Source organism: Bacteroides sp. AM23-12, from assembly GCF_003434395.1.
GTDB classification, from domain to species: Bacteria; Bacteroidota; Bacteroidia; order Bacteroidales; family Bacteroidaceae; genus Bacteroides; species Bacteroides thetaiotaomicron.
In genome coordinates this window covers 42,479-61,643 of the sequence record NZ_QTLF01000007.1, presented here as the reverse complement: position 1 = coordinate 61,643, position 19,165 = coordinate 42,479, and the positions used below count along the sequence as shown (strand labels likewise).

At 42.9% G+C, this 19,165-nt stretch carries 14 protein-coding genes and 2 tRNA genes; 4 read left to right on the top strand and 12 right to left on the bottom strand.

Annotated features, from left to right (window positions below; all coding sequences use genetic code 11):
* Positions 1-41: 41 nt before the first annotated feature.
* From DW640_RS09150 to pckA, 3 genes are all read right to left on the bottom strand, one after another.
* Positions 42-566, bottom strand: coding sequence for a chromate transporter (locus DW640_RS09150; protein ID WP_008761975.1), 525 nt, complete (start codon positions 564-566; stop codon positions 42-44).
* Positions 563-1,120: a chromate transporter gene (locus DW640_RS09145; protein ID WP_117577892.1), complete on the bottom strand. Its 558-nt coding sequence runs from the start codon at positions 1,118-1,120 to the stop codon at positions 563-565. The genes DW640_RS09150 and DW640_RS09145 overlap by 4 nt, the downstream gene beginning before the upstream one ends.
* A 132-nt stretch (positions 1,121-1,252) precedes the next feature.
* Positions 1,253-2,860, bottom strand: a complete 1,608-nt coding sequence (gene pckA, locus DW640_RS09140; protein WP_117577890.1) for a phosphoenolpyruvate carboxykinase (ATP) — start codon at positions 2,858-2,860, stop codon at positions 1,253-1,255.
* 281 nt (positions 2,861-3,141) lie between these two features.
* Between pckA and upp the strand changes: the two genes are divergently transcribed.
* Positions 3,142-3,795, top strand: a complete 654-nt coding sequence (gene upp / locus DW640_RS09135) for a uracil phosphoribosyltransferase (RefSeq protein WP_008761972.1) — start codon at positions 3,142-3,144, stop codon at positions 3,793-3,795.
* Between the two features lie 6 nt (positions 3,796-3,801).
* On the opposite strand, the gene DW640_RS09130 is transcribed toward upp, so the two are convergent.
* The 6 genes from DW640_RS09130 to ahcY all read right to left on the bottom strand — a co-directional run bounded on the left by DW640_RS09130 (position 3,802) and on the right by ahcY (position 13,204).
* Positions 3,802-4,674 (bottom strand): AraC family transcriptional regulator, encoded by an 873-nt coding sequence (locus DW640_RS09130; RefSeq protein ID WP_117577888.1) that lies wholly within the window; start codon positions 4,672-4,674, stop codon positions 3,802-3,804.
* A 39-nt stretch (positions 4,675-4,713) separates the two neighbouring features.
* Positions 4,714-6,351: an MFS transporter gene (locus DW640_RS09125; RefSeq protein WP_117577886.1), complete on the bottom strand. Its 1,638-nt coding sequence runs from the start codon at positions 6,349-6,351 to the stop codon at positions 4,714-4,716.
* 5 nt (positions 6,352-6,356) lie between these two features.
* Positions 6,357-7,448, bottom strand: a complete 1,092-nt coding sequence (locus DW640_RS09120) for an HlyD family secretion protein (protein ID WP_008761969.1) — start codon at positions 7,446-7,448, stop codon at positions 6,357-6,359.
* A 24-nt stretch (positions 7,449-7,472) separates the two neighbouring features.
* A complete protein-coding gene (locus tag DW640_RS09115) occupies positions 7,473-8,798 on the bottom strand; it encodes a TolC family protein (protein ID WP_008761968.1) in 1,326 nt (441 codons plus the stop codon).
* Between the two features lie 337 nt (positions 8,799-9,135).
* Complete coding sequence (locus DW640_RS09110; RefSeq protein WP_117577884.1) at positions 9,136-11,667, bottom strand: YfhO family protein; 2,532 nt, start codon at positions 11,665-11,667, stop codon at positions 9,136-9,138.
* A 118-nt stretch (positions 11,668-11,785) separates the two neighbouring features.
* Positions 11,786-13,204, bottom strand: coding sequence for an adenosylhomocysteinase (gene ahcY, locus DW640_RS09105; protein ID WP_008765354.1), 1,419 nt, complete (start codon positions 13,202-13,204; stop codon positions 11,786-11,788).
* A gap of 184 nt (positions 13,205-13,388) precedes the next feature.
* On the opposite strand from ahcY, the gene DW640_RS09100 reads away from it, so the two are divergent.
* Positions 13,389-14,960 carry a PAS domain-containing sensor histidine kinase gene (locus DW640_RS09100; protein ID WP_117577882.1) on the top strand — a complete coding sequence of 524 codons (1,572 nt, stop codon included), beginning with the start codon at positions 13,389-13,391 and terminating at the stop codon, positions 14,958-14,960.
* 74 nt (positions 14,961-15,034) lie between these two features.
* Here DW640_RS09100 and DW640_RS09095 read toward each other — a convergent pair whose 3' ends face one another.
* Both DW640_RS09095 and DW640_RS09090 read right to left on the bottom strand, forming a co-directional pair.
* Complete coding sequence (locus DW640_RS09095; RefSeq protein ID WP_117577880.1) at positions 15,035-16,732, bottom strand: S41 family peptidase; 1,698 nt, start codon at positions 16,730-16,732, stop codon at positions 15,035-15,037.
* A 44-nt stretch (positions 16,733-16,776) separates the two neighbouring features.
* Positions 16,777-17,766, bottom strand: a complete 990-nt coding sequence (locus DW640_RS09090) for an adenosine kinase (protein WP_117577878.1) — start codon at positions 17,764-17,766, stop codon at positions 16,777-16,779.
* Positions 17,767-17,843: 77 nt separating this feature from the next.
* Here DW640_RS09090 and DW640_RS09085 point away from each other — a divergent pair.
* Positions 17,844-17,917, top strand: a tRNA-Asn gene (locus tag DW640_RS09085).
* A 27-nt stretch (positions 17,918-17,944) separates the two neighbouring features.
* Positions 17,945-18,018, top strand: a tRNA-Asn gene (locus DW640_RS09080).
* A gap of 424 nt (positions 18,019-18,442) precedes the next feature.
* On the opposite strand, the gene DW640_RS09075 is transcribed toward DW640_RS09080, so the two are convergent.
* Positions 18,443-19,150 carry a ComF family protein gene (locus DW640_RS09075; RefSeq protein ID WP_011108487.1) on the bottom strand — a complete coding sequence of 236 codons (708 nt, stop codon included), beginning with the start codon at positions 19,148-19,150 and terminating at the stop codon, positions 18,443-18,445.
* Positions 19,151-19,165: the final 15 nt, after the last annotated feature.

Sequence of the window (19,165 nt, the reverse complement as noted above, 5' to 3'; positions counted from 1 at the left end):
TTACGATCCAGTAGCCAACCCTAGCTTTATAAAAAGTTTTTTTAATACAAGATCACCCCCACCAGACCTGCCAGACAAATCAGCAGAATAGGATGCAAATCCCATTTCCAGGTGATAAGGAATGCCCCAGCAAAGATTCCTATACTTTTATAATCGATAAAATTCTCCCTGTTCATCATCAACAAGGCAGCCGAAGCAATTAATGCCACCGACATGGGCAGCAAACCGGACATTGCCGCTTTTATGTATTTATTATCCTTGCATTTCGCAAAGAAATAGGAAATGAGCAATACGAGAATAAAAGAAGGCAGACACACCGCCACGGTAGCGAGTACCGCACCCCATACGCTGTGTGTCACTGCATAGCCTACATATGTAGCACTATTAATTCCAATCGGGCCCGGAGTCATCTGCGAAATTGCCACTACATCCGTAAATTGTTGGGGAGTCAGCCAATGATGGAGATCCACAATTTCATGCTGAATCAGCGAAAGCATCGCATAGCCACCTCCGAAACCAAACGTACCTATCTTCAGATACACCCAAAGTAACTGTAAATATATCATGCCTTTATATCTTTAATCTTATCTTTCAGCCACAGAGTATATACCAATCCACCGGCAATTCCCGCCAACACCACATAAATAGGAGAAAGCCCGAATTGCCAGATCAGTACTGTGGCAATCACAGGAGCTATCAGTTGCACATACCTCAATTTCAAAGCTCTGACCACAGATATACAAGGGAACAGAATCAGCGCCACTACTGCCGGACGTATCCCATTAAAAATACGGATCATCACCTCATTGTCCTGAAAACGGGCAAAGAACATGGCAATCAGCATCATGATGACGAAGGAAGGCAGAATCGTTGCCAGTGCACACACCAGACTTCCACTCACCTTATGAAGTTTATAACCGACGAAAATGGATATATTTACCGCAAAAACACCGGGCAGCGACTGAGTCAGGGCAAACATTTCCATAAATTCTTCCTTGCTCATCCAGTTTTTCTTTACTATTTCCCGTTCTATCAAAGGAATCATGGCATATCCCCCGCCAATGGTAAACATACCAATTTTTGCGAATGTATAAAAGAGTTTTAAATAAGTAATAATCATGTATTTGTCAGCGTTTTATCGAACATAATTCAGATTAACAAAGATACAAAATCACCTTCATATAAACAAAAAAAGGCGGCTCCTTTCGGAACCGCCCCCTTCTTGCATTACAATATCTATTGCCTAAGAGCCCTAGAGTTTCGGACCAGCAGCAACTAAAGCCTTACCAGCTTCGTTACCTGTAAATTTAGCGAAGTTCTTGATAAAACGTCCAGCCAAATCTTTTGCTTTTTCTTCCCATTGGCAAGCACATTCGTAAGTGTCGCGTGGGTCAAGGATCTTCGGATCAACACCCGGAAGTTCTGTAGGAACAACGAAGTCGAAGTAAGGCATAACCTTAGTAGGAGCTTTGTCGATAGAACCGTCAAGGATAGCGTCGATGATACCACGAGTATCTTTGATAGAGATACGTTTGCCAGAACCATTCCAACCAGTGTTAACCAAGTATGCCTTAGCACCAGTTTTTTCCATCTTCTTCACCAGTTCTTCACCGTATTTAGTTGGGTGCAGTGACAAGAAAGCAGCGCCGAAACAAGCCGAGAATGTCGGAGTCGGTTCAGTGATACCACGTTCTGTACCAGCCAATTTAGCTGTGAAACCAGACAAGAAGTAATATTTAGTTTGTTCTGCGTTCAAGATAGATACCGGAGGCAATACACCGAATGCGTCAGCTGACAAGAAGATAACTTGTTTAGCGTGAGGACCTTTAGACACCGGTTTAACGATGTTTTCGATGTGATAGATAGGATAAGAAACACGAGTGTTCTCAGTTACTGACTTGTCAGCGAAGTTGATTTCGCCTTCAGCGTTAACTGTACAGTTTTCCAACAAAGCATCGCGTTTGATAGCATTCCAGATGTCCGGTTCGCTTTCTTTATCCAAGTTGATAACTTTAGCGTAGCAACCACCTTCGAAGTTGAATACACCTTCGTCATCCCATCCGTGTTCGTCATCACCGATCAACAGACGTTTCGGGTCAGTAGACAAAGTAGTCTTACCTGTACCTGACAGACCGAAGAAGATAGCTGAGCTCTTGCCTTCTTTATCTGTGTTAGCAGAGCAGTGCATAGAAGCCATACCGTTCAAAGGCAACAAGTAGTTCATGTAAGAGAACATACCTTTCTTCATTTCACCACCGTACCAAGTATTCAGGATAACCTGGATCTTTTCAGTCAAGTTGAATACAACTGCAGTTTCTGAGTTCAAGCCCAGTTCTTTGTAGTTTTCAACTTTAGCTTTAGAAGCGTTCATGATAACGAAATCAGGTTCACCGAAGTTAGCCAGTTCTTCAGCTGTCGGACGGATGAACATGTTTGTTACGAAGTGAGCTTGCCATGCTACTTCCATGATGAAGCGCAGTTTCAGGCGAGAGTTTTCGTTAGCTCCGCAGAAAGCGTCAACAACGAACAGTCTTTTGTTAGAAAGTTCTTTAGTTGCCAAATCTTTCACAGCTGCCCAACATTTAGCGTCAACTGGTTTGTTGTCGTTTTTGTATTCTTCAGAAGTCCACCATACTGTATTTTCGCTGGTTTCGTCTTTTACGAAGAATTTATCTTTAGGAGAACGTCCTGTATAAACGCCAGTCATTACGTTTACAGCGCCCATGTTAGTTACCTGGCCTTTTTCAAAACCTTCCAAACCTGGTTTTGTTTCTTCAGCGAACAAAACGTCATAAGACGGATTGTGCACAATCTCGGTCACACCTGTGATACCGTACTTGCTTAAATCTAAATTTGCCATTTTTTTTGAATTAATTAAAATTGGTATTTCGTTTTATTATCTCTTTTCACCTGAACATGAGGAGCTTTGGGTGCCTCCTTGTAAATCCGGGTACAAAAGTAATACTTTCTTTGAAAAGGAAGAAGGGATTAGAGAAATTTTTCCCTAATTGAATCTCTTTTATAAATTCCTAACAATATCTGCAAACTGAATATTGCAATTTGAAAGATTATCGTTTACTTTGCAAGCCAGAACGTTCTCAATACGATGAAAATGAGATTAAATTATGATTAAACTATAATATGAAAGTAATTGATTTTAGCCAAACAAATTCGATTCTAAACCAGTACATATCCGAAATCAGAAATGTAGAAGTTCAGAATGACCGCCTACGTTTCCGCCGTAACATTGAACGGATCGGAGAAATCATGGCTTACGAAATGAGCAAAGAGTTCCGATATTCAGTAAAAAACATCCGGACACCACTGGGCATTGCTCCCGTCAGCACACCGGACAACCAGCTTGTCATCAGCACCATTCTCCGCGCCGGCCTTCCTTTTCACCAAGGCTTCCTAAGCTATTTCGACGGAGCAGAAAATGCATTTGTGTCCGCCTATCGAAAATATAAAGATACCCTGAAATTTGATATACATATAGAATATATCGCATCTCCGCGTATTGACGACAAAACGCTGATTATCACCGATCCGATGCTGGCTACAGGCGGCAGTATGGAACTGAGTTATCAGGCCATGCTTACCAAAGGGCATCCCGCCGAAATTCACGTAGCTTCGATCATTGCCAGCCAACATGCAATCGATCATATCAAGAGCGTATTTCCCGAAGACAAAACAACCATTTGGTGTGCTGCCATCGATCCTGAAATCAATGAACATTCCTATATTGTACCGGGGCTGGGCGACGCAGGCGATCTGGCTTATGGAGAAAAAGAGTAATATCGATTAAAGATTCCTTCGATATTGCTGCGGCGACATCCCCATTTGCTTCTTGAAGAATGTGCCAAAATAAGAAGCATTGGGGAAGCCGAATTCATTGGAAATCTCCTGAATATTTTTTTGCGTATTCTTCAACAAAGAGATACACTTACGGATAATCGCCTTGAATACAAGTTCCTGCACCGTATACCCACAAATGCTTTTGGAAAGAGCCGAAAGGTATTTCGGAGACAGACAGAGTTTATCCGCATAGAATTCCACACTCCTTTCCTGCATATAATATTGCTCTATCAACTGGATGAGACGGACAAATATCTCATTTTTCCGCCCGCCCGTTTCCTGTCCGGCACTAATCAATTTACGGTTATAGACCGAACAAATACGATAGGTCAGTGCCAGCAGAAGAAGTTTCTGCTCATAAAGGCTAAACGCACTCTCCTCCATTTCCAGCACACTGTCTATCAAAGACATATACTTCATAATCTCATCTTCCTCGCCGGTATTCCATACACAGGAAAGTTCAGGGGTAAGCTTCGAATACATATACATGGAAACCACTGAGTTACCGATAATGTCACGTATAGGTTCTATCTGATAGGCAAGAATAAGAATTTCCATATCTTCGGTCTCTTGAAACACTTGAAACCAAGACTCCTCATGGATAAACAAAGTCTCACCCGCCTTGGCAGAAGCGCACTTATTATCAAGAGAAAACTGGAAACTACCTTGCCGACAGACAATCAAACCAAGCCCCTGCATCAGAAAAGGTTCTTTCAAAGAAGATGGAAAACAACTGAGCACACCTCCCGAACTGCATATATTCTTCCCGCTTTTCAGATCGCGGTCAAGCTGTAATAAACGTTCCTGCTGAGTATCCATAACACTGACTCACTGATAAATTACTATTGAAAAACGATACTAAGTTAGCAATTTTCGTTTGGGATAAGGCACTACGAGCACAAAAATCATACAAATAACGCCTGCATAAATAGTCCACCCTGCCATTTCTTTCACAGCAGAGAGCGTAGCCTGCACCTGTATCCGCCCCTTGACGGACATGGCAGCCATGTTATGCGCTTCCGTTTCACTCTTTCCCTGATATTGCATTCCCTGCACGGTATTGGTATACGAAGCAGAAGCTTCGGGGTTTACCAAATCAACATTTTGTGCATAACGGGTAATATAATGTTGCTGGCGCTCCTGCAGTACATTTGAATAAATAGCCCCTCCGATACCCGGTCCCAGTACCATACGGACGGTAAGCATGATGCAAATCCAGGTCGAAAGATATTTGAAAGGCATCCGCTGATTGGCATATGCTGCCGTCAATGCATATAAAATCATCATTCCGATGGTACGAATAATTACGGGATACTTCATTCGTTCGTAAAGTCCGGCTGTCTGCACTTCGAAGTACATGAATCCTGCCGACAATGCCAGAAAGAAAAAGCCAAGAGCAAAAAGATATTTCAGATGCACCCCTTTAGACCCCAATACAATGGAAATCAAGGCACCGATAAAATAACCGACCATACACCAGTTTGCCAGCGATGCATTCTGCAAATTATCCAGGTGCATCCCGACTCCTGCATACACATTGACAAACATCGCGCTGGAATTGATGATCATCAGCAATAAATAAAGCAAAGCCCCCATACGAATGGTACGCAGCCTCAACGCCCCCAAAATAAAGTAGGAAGACCGCCGGGTAACATCCATATAAAGAAAAATCCCAGCAAAAAGGATACTGATCGCCGTTGCCCAGCAAATAGATGGATCATCATACCAATCCAGCACCTTGCCATAAACCAGCACATAAGTGATGCACGTCAATGATATGCAAAATGCGGTCACATTGCCGAATTTGCGGAAGTTGATAGGGAAACGTCCGGCAAAACCATGATTAGGCATCGTAATGAACAGTATCAGAATGGACAGCAGCAGAATACCCATCATAAAATAATATACATATTTCCATTCGTATTCGAAAGCCAGCCAAGCCGTTAGCGCCGTACCCATTTGCCCCAGGATCATAAAAAACAGATAAACTACCGGCTGGCTGACACATTTTTCGATATCCAGTTTATTCCATCCCGTCGCGTCTTTCGGTTCCATGCCGGGAGTAATATTACGCGTTGCCTCCATGCCAAAAGCATATTTGATCAGCGTAAACAGATTGACCATCATCAGTACCATACGCAGGAACCCTGTCAGCAGGCTGCAGAGTGCCAGCAAAAAGATACTGTCGGTTTTGGCAGATACATAGCTGAATACATACATCAGTGCAAAACCTGCGATACACATCAGTTTCTCCCGTCGTATACAAACCAGTTCATACAAGAAGGGAGCAAATGCCGCCATACCGATGGAAGTCACAAAATTGGCAAACTGAATATGCTCGGAAATAATACCCAAGCCGCTCATCATCTCGGTACTGTTCACGGAGTATACCCCGCCCACCGAAAGAATCGGCAGGAAAAAGAACAGCAGAATAATAATACCTATCGGTTTGGGCACCCAATTGTAAAAAGGATAATTTCTAGGACATGAAGGCATGGCTATCAGAGTTTAGCTTTTACTACTACCATCATACCCGCCGCCAGCTTATCATTATCTTCCTTCGATAAATCCGTAAAATCAATACGGACAGGGATACGCTGCTGTATTTTCACAAAGTTTCCGGCAGAATTGTCAGTCGGCACCAACGAATATTTAGAACCTGTCGCTCCGGAAATAGCAGTCACTTTGCCTGTAAACTCTTTCTTACTGATAGCATCTACCGTGATAGCCACCTTCTGCCCGATGCGGAGATTCTCTATCTGCGTTTCTTTATAATTAGCAATAATCCATTTTTGTGTATCGGGCAAAATATATGTAATGCATTGCCCTGCTGTAATGAACTGCCCTTCTTCCAGAGAACGTCTGCCTAACTTGCCATCGCAAGGAGCCAGTACAACCGTATACGAAAGATTCAGCCGTGCCATTTCAAGCGCAGCCGTAGCACGCTGGATGGCAGCTTCCGTATTCTCACGACGGTGAGATACTTCATTCACTCCCGAAAGAGCCGCCTCCCGCTGGCGCCTGGTTGCTTCCAGCTTCTTAAAGGTAGCTTCATACTCTGTTGTAATCTGTTCCAACTGGATAGGTGTCGCCGCATTTCGTTTGACCAGATTTTCATACCGCTGACGGTCTTTCTCCAGTTTTGCTAGCCGGATTTCTATTTCAGCTATAGACGCATCATACACAGATGCAGTCGTTTGTGTAGTCTGCAAGGTAGCATTTATCACAGTGGCGCCTGCCTGCGCATCCTTCAATGCAGCCTCAGCTTCCATCACCCGGATTTTATATTCGCGGTCGTCCAGCACCAGCAAGGTATCACCTTTGCGTACCTGCTGATGTTCCGTAAAATAAATCTTATTAATATAGCCCGATGCACGCAGATTGACAGGTGACACATATTGCTCTATCTGCGCATCATTGCTGGTTTCCGTCTGCTTATAGCCCAGAAAGAGAAAAACAATTTCAATTACTCCCCAAACAATCACAGCAACTCCAAACAGACTTACTATAATCTGCCAGCGGCGTAATTTTCTCATTTTCTTAGCTTTCTCCTGATGCGTACTGGAGACTGTATTATTTTCCATTGTTTCCATATGAATGATTCAATTAGTTATCTGTTATTTGAACAAGGATGAGATCTGTCCGGTTAGTTTCAGTAACATCAGGTTGGTCACCCGATAATTATAATGTGCACTAATGTAGTTGTTCTGTGCCTCGCTCATCCGCATTTCATCCTGCAGAACTTCAGTCATTGAAGTGATTCCTTCCCGATAGCGGTCGGTAGTAACCGTATACACTTCTTCGGCAAGCAGATAATTGTCTTTCTGTTTTTTAAAGTTCCGCTGGTTATTCATCAAGTCATTTACAGCATTCAAATACTGTGTTTGCAGATTCTTCCGTGTATCCAACCGTGAAAGTTTCATGGTTTCGATATCGATCATTGCTTTCCGGATCTTATACTTCTTATCCAAGCCATCAAAAATAGGAATACGCAAAGTCAGTCCCACTCCATAAGAACGGAACCAATGATTGGACGGACCGGAATGAAACCAATGATAAGCCTCATCAGTATAAGCGGCAAACCTCCAGTTTCCCGTCAGATTGAGAGAAGGAATATAGCCATTACTAATCAATCGTTTCTGCCGCTCTGCCAGCTGCACCTGTGATTGGAGCAACTGAAGCTCATAGAGGTTTTCCGACAGTCCGGTCAAAGCAACCGTAGCGATACTGTCCGTGTTTACCGGCAATAAACCGATTTCTTTTTCCGCCGGATAATCCATGATATACTTCAACATATTAAGTTGTTGTGTCATCATCGCCTGTGCATTGTCATACTGCACTTTCAGATTTTCCAGATTAATATTCACCCGCTTCAGATCAACTTCCATTGCCATTCCATTATCAAAGAAAGCCTGTGTGATATCTCTCAGTTCTTCCAATCGGGTGATATTGGCTTTTATCAATGCAATCTGTTCCGCAGTAACCTGTCCCAGATAGTACATTTTACTGATCTGCAAGATCAAATCTTCCCGTGCCTTTTCATACGAAAGCCGGCTCATCTCATCCACAATCTCTGCTATGGAAATCGAAGTATAGAGAGTCTGATTATAAAGTGGCATCTGCAATTCTATCCCGGCATTGGCACTATATTGCAACGTTCGGGTAATATTATAAGGTACTCCATAGGAAGAACCGTCAGTTACTGAGACAGGCGGATCGATATTATCATTAAAGTTGGCAAAGCCATTGATTTGCGGCAACAGCTTCACCCGATTCTCCGAAATGCCATACTTACTTTTCTGCATCGCTTTTCGTTTTCCCTGTAAAGAGAGATTGTTCTCAATCCCTATACGAAGGCAGTTCTCCAGAGTCAGAATATTCTGTGCGCCTCCATGAATGGCAAGGAGGCAAAAAAAGGTAAAAATGAACAATAGTCTTTTCATAATAATCGCTCTATATTCAGGCACAAATTTAATGGGTTGCGACAAAATGGGACTATCCATATATCGACTGTTTATGTTCATATTTTCCTTTTTCAGTCCTGATATCCACCTTAATTATTATAATATCACTATATTTAATAGACAAATCTTCGCCCTTTGTCGATTTCCTTTTCTTCTGTTTAAAGAACCACTTAACTTTGGAATATAAAATCAATTAACAGCAAAACAGCGTTTGTTTTTCATAATTTTTTAGTGAATGCATAAGCGGCTCTCTTCGGGATGAAGAGAGCCGCTTAAGGTATATAGAGTACAATATAGTACAAGATCAGAAAAAAGTTTAAGAGTTCTCAGCCTCCTTTTTTTTCGGAGTTATTAACTTCTTCTTGCTGAACCAAATCAGAATCATCACCCCGATCAGCAATAAAGCCAGTGACGCATAAGCTATGCTTTCCGTAACATGCAAGCTCTGCGGGTCAAACCACATCTCAATCGTATGCTGGCCTGCGGGAACATTCATCACACGCAAGATATAGTCAGCACGGGCAATGTCCACCGGCTGTCCGTCAATCTTGGCCTGCCAGCCCGGATAATAAATCTCAGAGAAAACAGCCACTCCATCTTTAGCAGAAGAAGTTTCATATACCAGGCGATTCGGTTCATAGCTGGTCAGACGAATGGTAGATAAGGAGTCTTTGTAACCCTTCGTCACACCCTTCAACTGATCTTTAAATTTCGCATCAACCACTGCTGTTTCCGTTGGAAGAATATCATTCAGCGCATCAATCTCTTCATTTGCATTATTGACATACTGCACCTTATCCACAAACCAAGCGTTACCATACGCATAAGGGTTTTCAACAGGAACCGTCTGTCCTTGCTGTCCGGCAGGGAAAATAAAGTACTTCGTATTCAGCATATTCAGCACACGGAATTTGGAAGCGTCCACACTATCCATCGCACCGCCTGCGCCGGCAACTTCCTGATAGGCATCCTTCATTTCCGGAGTTATATGATGATCGATCATTTCCTGATAACGACGCAACTTGGCCGCATGATAACCACCCACACTCTTATGCCAATATGAGGTATTATTTTCATTGAAAGTATTACCGGGAAATCCTACGAAATTCAACACCCTATAATTCAAAGCCGTATCCTGAAGAATTATCTCATCCGTCTGAGTTTTAACGAATGCTCCTGTCTGGTTTGACTTCGATACAAATTGTTCATCATTCAAATAGCGCTTATTGACAGTCCACATATCAATCAGACACAGAAGCACGATACCTGTCATAGTAAAAGAAGCCTTCAACTTTTTCTGCTGATAAAGGAATAATAAGAAGCATCCTACTACTATAATAAAGAAACTGCGCCATGCATCCGAAGTCAGCATTGCCTTGCGCATTTCGGCCAGATTCGTAATGATCGGAGATAAATACTCGGCAGGCAGTCCTTGCTGCAGAGCTGCCATCTCTTGTGCCGGAATATAACTAGAGAAGAAAACTCCCGGGGCAACAGCCAGAATCAGTGAAACACCGGCTGTTAATACCAAAGTGATAATTACTCCTGTCCGATTTTCTTTCAACTTTAATATTTCCGGTTTAGCCAGCACTTCTTTTAAGGCAAAGACCGCTAATAAAGGTATCGTAAATTCAGCTATAACTAGGATAGAAGATACGGCACGGAACTTGTTATACATCGGTACATAATCGATAAAAAAGTCCGTAAGTCCCATAAAATTCTTTCCCCACGAAAGTAGAATAGAGAAGATAGTAGCTCCCAGTAAAGCCCATTTCAGCGGTCCTTTAACAATAAAGCACCCCAATATAAACAGAAATAAAACAAAAGCTCCCACATAGACCGGTCCGGAAGTCATGGGCTGATCGCCAAAATACTGTGTCAGCTGCGAATAGATGTTACTATACATCGGATTCGCCTTTGCCATGGCAGTCTCATTCTTGGATAAAGGAACCGATGCCCCTCCCTTTACATTCGGAACCAGCAAAGTAAGCGTTTCACCAATTCCATAACTCCAGTTCGTTATATAGTTACGGTCCAGTCCGCTGCTGGTCTGATTGGCAGCAGGTCCTTCCTGTTTCAGTTCACTCTTTCCGCGCATAGTCTCCTTACTATACTCATAAGTATGGTATAGATTGGAGAGGTTCGCACACACTCCTATCATCGCAGCCAATGCCAGAACGGCACTTGCCTTGAAAAAATGCGGCAACTCCTTCTTCTTATAAGCATCTTCAAAGTAAGCTCCTACAAAAAACAGGATGACAAACATGAAGTAGTAGCTCATCTGAATATGGTTCGACTGAATCTGAAACGCGATAAACAAAGCAGTCACAATCCCTCCCAACAGATATTTCTTCCGATAAGCCAGTACAATACCGGCAATCGTAGGCGGAATATAAGCCAATGTGACAAATTTCCAGATATGCCCTGCCGATATCAAAATAAAGAAATAGGAGGAGAAAGCCCAGATAATCCCCCCTAAAGCAGATAACCAGACAGACAACCCGAATGCCCGCAAAAGGATATAAAACCCGAGCATCATGATGAAGGTCAGCACCACATAAGATGGAAGATACAAGTGATAGATGTTTTCTATCCACTTCAGCGGTTTGGTAGAATCATAACTCGGAGACATCTGATAGGTAGGCATACCACCAAAAAGAGAGTTTGTCCAGCGGGTACGTTCTCCTGTACGTTCAAGATATTCCTGAGCTTCTTGACCGGCTCCCACTCCAGCCACCGTATCGTGCTGAAACAGAATACGACTTTCGATATCAGCCGGAAAAAAATAAGCAAAAGAAAGGATGATAAAAGCTAAAATAGCAATTAAGTCGGGAAGGAACTTCTTCATAAAATTGACAATTGACAATTGACAATTGACAATTGATGGTCAACAATAACAGCCCGGCAGATCACTCGTTCCATATAGCTGTTCATTGTCATTTGTCAACTGTCAATTGTCAATTAAATTAGTATCTATAATGTTCAGCCTTATAAGGTCCGTCTACCGATACACCGATATAAGCGGCCTGTTCCGGAGTCAGCTTCGTCAGTTTCACCCCGATCTTTTCGAGATGCAGGCGAGCCACTTCTTCATCCAGGTGCTTCGGCAAGCGGTATACATTTACTTCGTATTTCTTGTTGAACAACTCGATCTGGGCCAGCGTCTGATTGGTAAATGAGTTACTCATCACGAATGACGGATGGCCTGTCGCACATCCCAAATTCACCAGACGACCGTCAGCCAGCAAAAGAATGCTGTGACCATCCGGGAAATAATAGCGGTCTACCTGCGGCTTGATGTTTACACATTTGATGCCCGGATAATGTTTCAACGCATCCACCTGGATTTCATTATCGAAGTGTCCGATGTTACATACGATCGCCTGATCTTTCATTTTCTCCATGTGGTCAATACGAATAATATCGATATTACCCGTAGTAGTCACGAAGATATTACCTTCGGCGCAGGCATCTTCCATCGTTACGACTTCGAAACCTTCCATTGCAGCCTGTAATGCACAAATCGGATCGACTTCCGTCACAAGCACACGTGCACCATAAGAGCGCATTGAATGCGAACATCCCTTGCCCACATCACCGTAACCACATACAACCACTACCTTACCGGCAATCATCACATCGGTCGCTCTCTTGATACCGTCAGCCAGTGACTCACGACATCCGTAGAGATTATCAAACTTAGACTTGGTAACCGAATCGTTCACATTAAATGCCGGGAACAGCAATTTGCCTTCTTCCTGCATCTGATACAAACGGTGTACACCAGTCGTTGTCTCTTCCGATACACCGCGCATTTCTTCAGCCACACGATGCCAGCGGGTCTTATCCTCAGCCAATACTTTTTTCAGAATGGCATTCAGTTCGATTTCATCTTCCGCATGCACTTCCTTGTCCAATACGGCAGCATCATTCTCAGCATCATAACCGACATGAATCATCATGGTAGCGTCACCACCATCGTCTACAATCACGTTCGGACCTTTTCCGCCGGGGAAGTTCAATGCCTGCAATGTGCACCACCAGTAGTCGGCAAGATTCTCGCCTTTCCATGCAAATACCGCAACACCGGAAGCAGCAATCGCAGCAGCAGCATGATCCTGCGTTGAATATATATTACAAGAACACCAGCGGACTTCAGCTCCCAATGCAACCAGTGTTTCAATCAGTACGGCGGTCTGGATGGTCATATGTAATGATCCCATGATACGGGCACCTTTTAACGGTTTGGATTCTCCATACTTTTCGCGTAGAGCCATCAGGCCGGGCATTTCTTTTTCTGCCAAATCGATTTCCTTGCGTCCGAAATCAGCAAGTGTAATATCTGCCACTTTATAAGGCAGAGTAGAGAATAATTCTGTAGACATATTGTAAATCATTTAAAATGTAATTGGTGCAAAGATAGAACATTCTGATTAGTAGGGCAAAAGCTATCCTTCTTTTTTATATTATAATAACTTGGGAGTTCGCCTGTTTCTTGAATTTTTATTCTATATTTGCAACATAAAAATGCATTTTCTACAACAATAAAATAGTTATTATTCATCTTCTATGGAGGATTACAACAACAAAACAAAAGCGGAGCTGTTAGAAATTATACAAAATCTCGAAAAAGAAGTAGAGCAGCTTTCCTCCGAATCAGTCTCCGGCAGAAAAGAACGCTTTCGCGACAGGTATTCCAATCGGATATTAGATAATCTGCCCGATATGCTTACCGTGCTCGACCGCGATGCCAATATCGTGGAACTGGTTTCCTCCCCGTCAACCAATCACGTAGAAGGTACTACAGCAGACAGCATTACCCAATCCAACATAAAAGATATTCTTCCGGAAGATGCGTACAAGAACATACGCAAGAATATGGAGCAAGTTTTCCGTTCCGGAAAGAGCGCCATCGCCAGGCATGACTTAATGATGGACGGTGTACCGCATCATTACGAACACTGGCTTTCCCTGCTCGACAAAGAATACCTGCTATGTATGTGTCGGGATGTTTCGCAACTTTGGGAAACAGAGCAGACCAATGCCGAACAACAAAATGAAATTATGCGGCTCAATTCATTGATGGAAGCCATAGTGAATAATGTTCCTGTATATCTATTCGTCAAAGACTCCGGAAATGATTTCAGATACTTATACTGGAATAAGACTTTTGCCGATTACTCCGGCATCCCCATCGAGAAAGCTATCGGCAGAAATGATTTCGAGATCTTCAAACGGACGGAGGATATGGAGAAATTCCGCCTTGACGATATCAGAGTGCTAAAAGAAGGAAAACTGGACTATTTCGAGGAATATATGGCTGCTTCCGGAGAAATCCGCACGATAACTACCATGAAGCGCCTCGTCCCATCCAGTGACGAACATCCTTATATTATCGGTATCTCCTGGGATATCACCGAAATTAAGAAAACAGAGAAAGCACTGGATGCAGCCCGTATCAAAGCCGAAGAAGCGGACCGGTTAAAATCGGCTTTCCTGGCAAACATGAGCCACGAAATCCGTACCCCGCTTAATGCGATTGTGGGATTCTCCAAACTGATATCCAGCACAAATAATGAAAACGAGAAGAATCAGTATGCCGAAATCATTGAAAGAAATTCTGATATGCTGCTGAATCTTTTCAATGATATTCTCGATTTATCCAGCCTGGAAGCCGGCTCTCTTAAATTCAACATTCAGCCGGTCAAAATACTGGATATCTGCCTGCAATTAGAACAGCAGTATTGTCACAAAACGCAGGCTGGCGCAAAGCTGATTCTGGATAATGGAGACGCCAATACATTTGTTTTCGCAGACTGGAACCGGACGATACAAATCGTAAGCAACCTGCTCAGCAATGCCGTAAAGTTTACCTCGCAAGGAGAGATTCATTTCGGATTTCTCAATAAAGAGAATTTTGTAGAGTTCTATGTGAGAGATACCGGCATCGGTATTCCTGCCGAAAGAGCCGCTAGCATTTTTCAGCGTTTCGGCAAAGTAGACGACTTCGTTCAAGGCACCGGACTGGGGCTCACCCTCTGTAAGATGCTGGTGGAAAAAATGGGTGGTCACATCCGGGTATGCTCAAAAGAAGACGAAGGTACCACCTTTTATTTCACACTTCCGCTAGCCAACCGGTAAATTATATGCGTCATATACAAAAGCGGTGGACATCTTTACAATGTCCACCGCTTTTGTATTTATGAAGATAGCTGTTACTTCTTTTCTTCCTTCTGTACTTTTGCACTTAGCATTTCCTTATACTTCGCAGGATCATTCAATACCTTTATTGCTTCCTGCAAATCATCATCATCCTTCAGCTGCTCGATAATACCACCTCTCTGGAAATAATAACGCTTGATAATTTCATTAGCAATCATTCTCTTTATATCCTTAGAGAAATAATCCAGGTCACGGTCGAGATTATGATTCAACTTCTTTTCCAGTGCCTTGAACTCTTCGGCAGCATCTGTCATATAGCCCTCGAACTCAGCAGCCTCTTTCAGTGTTTTCAGAATCTTCTCACTTTGCTGGTCATATTTAAAATCGGCCTTCTTCACCAATTCCTTGAAATCATTGTAGTCAGCATCCGTCACTACAAACTTTTCAGGAGCAGCCACAGTAGGATGCTTCAAGCAGTATTGAGTCGCATAGTCAAAAATCAGATTATCACGTACCAGATAGAACAAGATATTCGGCAGTTTTTCCTGCTTGACAGTAATATCAGGCATAACACCACCTCCGTCACGTACTTCACGTCCGGCAGCAGTATAGAATACGTTAGTCAGACTGTCGGGGATCGTTCCCACACTTCCATCTTCGTTCCGGTGCTTATAGTCGATCGCCTGCACACAACGTCCGCTTGGGATATAATATTTGGAAGTAGTCACTTTCATCATTCCTCCATAAGGTAAAGAACGGGGAACTTGTACAAGTCCCTTTCCAAATGTACGGTTACCAACAATAATGGCACGATCAAGGTCTTGCAATGAGCCCGACAGGATTTCTGAAGCAGAAGCCGTACCACTGTTTACCAATACGGCAATCGGAATATCCAGATCCAGCGGTTCACGCAAAGTCTTGTATGTGTTGCTTGCCTGTTTCGTCTTTCCCTTGGTTGTTACGATTACTTTTCCACGGGGCAGGAAGTAATTGGCTATTTCCACTGCTTCATCCAACAGACCGCCACCGTTATTACGGAGGTCGATGACCAAAGAAGTAGCTCCCTGTTTCTTCAGATCCAGCAATGCTTTTTTGAAATCCTTGGAAGGGTTGCCGGAGAATGTGCTCAGGCTGATATATCCCACCTTATTATCCATCACGGTAGCATATGGGATGGCAGGGGTCTGAATAGATTCACGTACGATAGTAAACTCCATCGGGGTTTGTCCGCCTTTCTCATTAGGACGCTCCACTTTCAGTTTAAAGCTCGTACCCGCCTGTCCGCGCAACATCTGGCTGACTTCCGAATTATTCTTTCCTGCCAGATCTTTTCCGTCTATTTCCATCAGGATATCTCCCGCCTTCAGTCCCGCTTTGGCCGCCGGAGTTCCTTCGAACGGTTCGGCAATCATGGAACGTTTCAACTTCGTATTATAGGTAATAAGAGAACCGATACCTCCAAAGCTTCCTTTCACCATCTGTTCCAGTTCGCTTTGATCTTCCTCCGGGTAATATTCTGTATAAGGATCCAGCGAGAAAAGCATATTGTCGATTCCTTCGCGAATGGTCTTGTTCGGATCAATGGTATCCACGTAGAACATATCCAGTTCTTTCACAATCGCATTAAATGTATCCAGATTCTTGGCAATCTGGAAATTGCGGTCGTCTCCACTCTTAAAACTAAAGAAAGCTACAGTAGCTATTACAGCCACCAAAACAAGAGCTATCCGCCTATTCAGCAATTTTTTCATATATCTTTCATTAAAATGAGACGTAAAAGTAACTCAAACCTTGGTTATTCCGCCAGAACCTTGTTAATATTTAACTTAATTTCATCCCAGCGCTCCGGAGAGATTGTTGTTCCAATCACCTGAATAACATTTCCCGAGAGAATAGAACCAATTTTTGCACATTTTTCGAGCGAGTATCCGCACGTCAGACCATACAGAAATCCGGCAGCGAAATAATCGCCTGCGCCGGTGGTATCCAGAACTTTTTCTACAGGAATAGCCGACACTTTAATTTCTTCCGTACCTTTACGGATATAAGATCCGTTTGCTCCAACTTTCACAATAGCAATGCTGCATTTCTTGGCTATCACTCTCAGAGCTTCCTCTGGTTCTTCGCCGGTAAATGCTTTCGCTTCTTCCTCGTTTGCAAAAACGATATCCACATACTTATTTATTAATAAGGAGAAAAATTCCAGGTCATTCTCCACGATATTATAACTTGCCATGTCGAGACAGATCTGCAGACCGGCCTCTTTAGCCAGTTCAATGGCATGAAGAATCATTTCGTGATCCTGAACAAGGTATCCTTCTATAAATAGGTATGCATATCCTTTGAACATCTCCAATGTCAGATCTTCGGCTTTCAAAGAAGCAGCTGCTCCCAGATAGGTACCAAAAGTACGCTCTCCATCTGGAGAAATAAAAGCGGATGCCACTCCCGAAGGAAGATGTTCGGAGGTCAATAAATTGTCTTCAATATTATTTTTCTGCAGATTTTTCCGAAAAAAATCGCCATAATGATCATTTCCTACTTTTCCGATAAAACCTGTTCCGGCACCCAGACAAGCGAGTCCAAGTATGGCATTTCCTGCCGATCCGCCTGTTGCCAGATGCGTTTTCATTTGTGAAAATTTTGTGTTAATCTGCTGTAACTTAGCGTCATCGATGAGTTGCATGCTTCCCTTGGGTAATTCCAGTTCATCCAAGAGTGTATCGTCTTTCAGGGTTGCAAGTACGTCTATCAGGGCGTTGCCCAATCCTATTATTTTGTCCATTCTCAATATTTTTTTTGCAAAGATATTGCATATTTCAAAAAAACCTACTACTTTTGCATCGCAATTGAGAAAAACATTCTTCCTTAGCTCAGTCGGTTAGAGCATCTGACTGTTAATCAGAGGGTCCTTGGTTCAAGTCCAAGAGGAAGAGCAAAACTGAAATTCTTGATTGCAACATTCTTCCTTAGCTCAGTCGGTTAGAGCATCTGACTGTTAATCAGAGGGTCCTTGGTTCAAGTCCAAGAGGAAGAGCAAAAAGAGGTGTATCGAAAGATAGACCTCTTTTTTGTTTCTGCTCTTCTCCCCCCTGCTTCGAAAATAGAGGGTCAGTCCGAAAACCGAAACTCTCATCCCCTTCTTTTATTCACAAAAACATTCTTGTCTTTTGATGGTCTATAAAACTTTAAAGATTCAAAGGTTAACAATAAACTTTCCATCTGAATAAAGTAAGTTCTTTGGGTACATGAATTAATTCGTCCGGCTATAGGCATTCTTTCGTCCGCCTATAGCCGGACGAAAGTTTGCCTATAGGCAACGTTGCGTTTGCCCATAGGCGGACGAATTAATTTATGAAGAGAAAGTACTTATTTGTAGAACAGCAACAACATAATGTAAGCATTGGCATTCATTATAGTTTATATATTAAAGAGAGTCTTCGGGAAGACGACAAGCTACCCTATTCTGCCATAGCCAACGTCAACACACTAATCCGTACTCCTTCAATCTCTGCCAGCCGAGAAGCGCACGCTACGGTAGTTGCTCCAGTCGTCAACACATCATCTACTATTAATATATGCTTTCCTGCCAAATACTCCGAACGATGCAATTCGAAGATTCCATCTACATTCTCCCAACGTTCTAAAGCTGACTTTTGTGTTTGCGTTTCCGTATTCTTCCGGCGTATGATTGCTTCGGTATCCACCGGAATACCTGTTACGGCCATAATCCCGCGCGATATCCATTCACTTTGATTGTAGCCACGTATCTGCTGTTTCTTCTTATGCAAAGGGATGGGAATGATTACATCAACTCCATGAAAGAAGTCGGAAGCCTGCAATTCGGATGCCATATATCGTCCCATAATAGCACCAATTTCTTTTTGTCCTCCATATTTGAGTTGGTGGAGAACTTGCCGAAAATCACTTCCTTTGCGATAAAAGAAAAAAGAAGTGGCACGTTCCAGAGGAAACTTACCCCAAAAGAGTTTTTCTACCGGATTGTCTTTCCGAAGATGATAATCGGTACGAGGCAAGTTTATATTGCACATGGTGCAAATACACTCTTCTCCTTTAGCCAACGATCCGCCACAAACGACGCAGCAACGGGGAAACCAAAGGGACAAAAAAGAATAAAGCCAATCTTTTATAAGTAATGTGTGTTTCATAGTAGTAGCTATTTA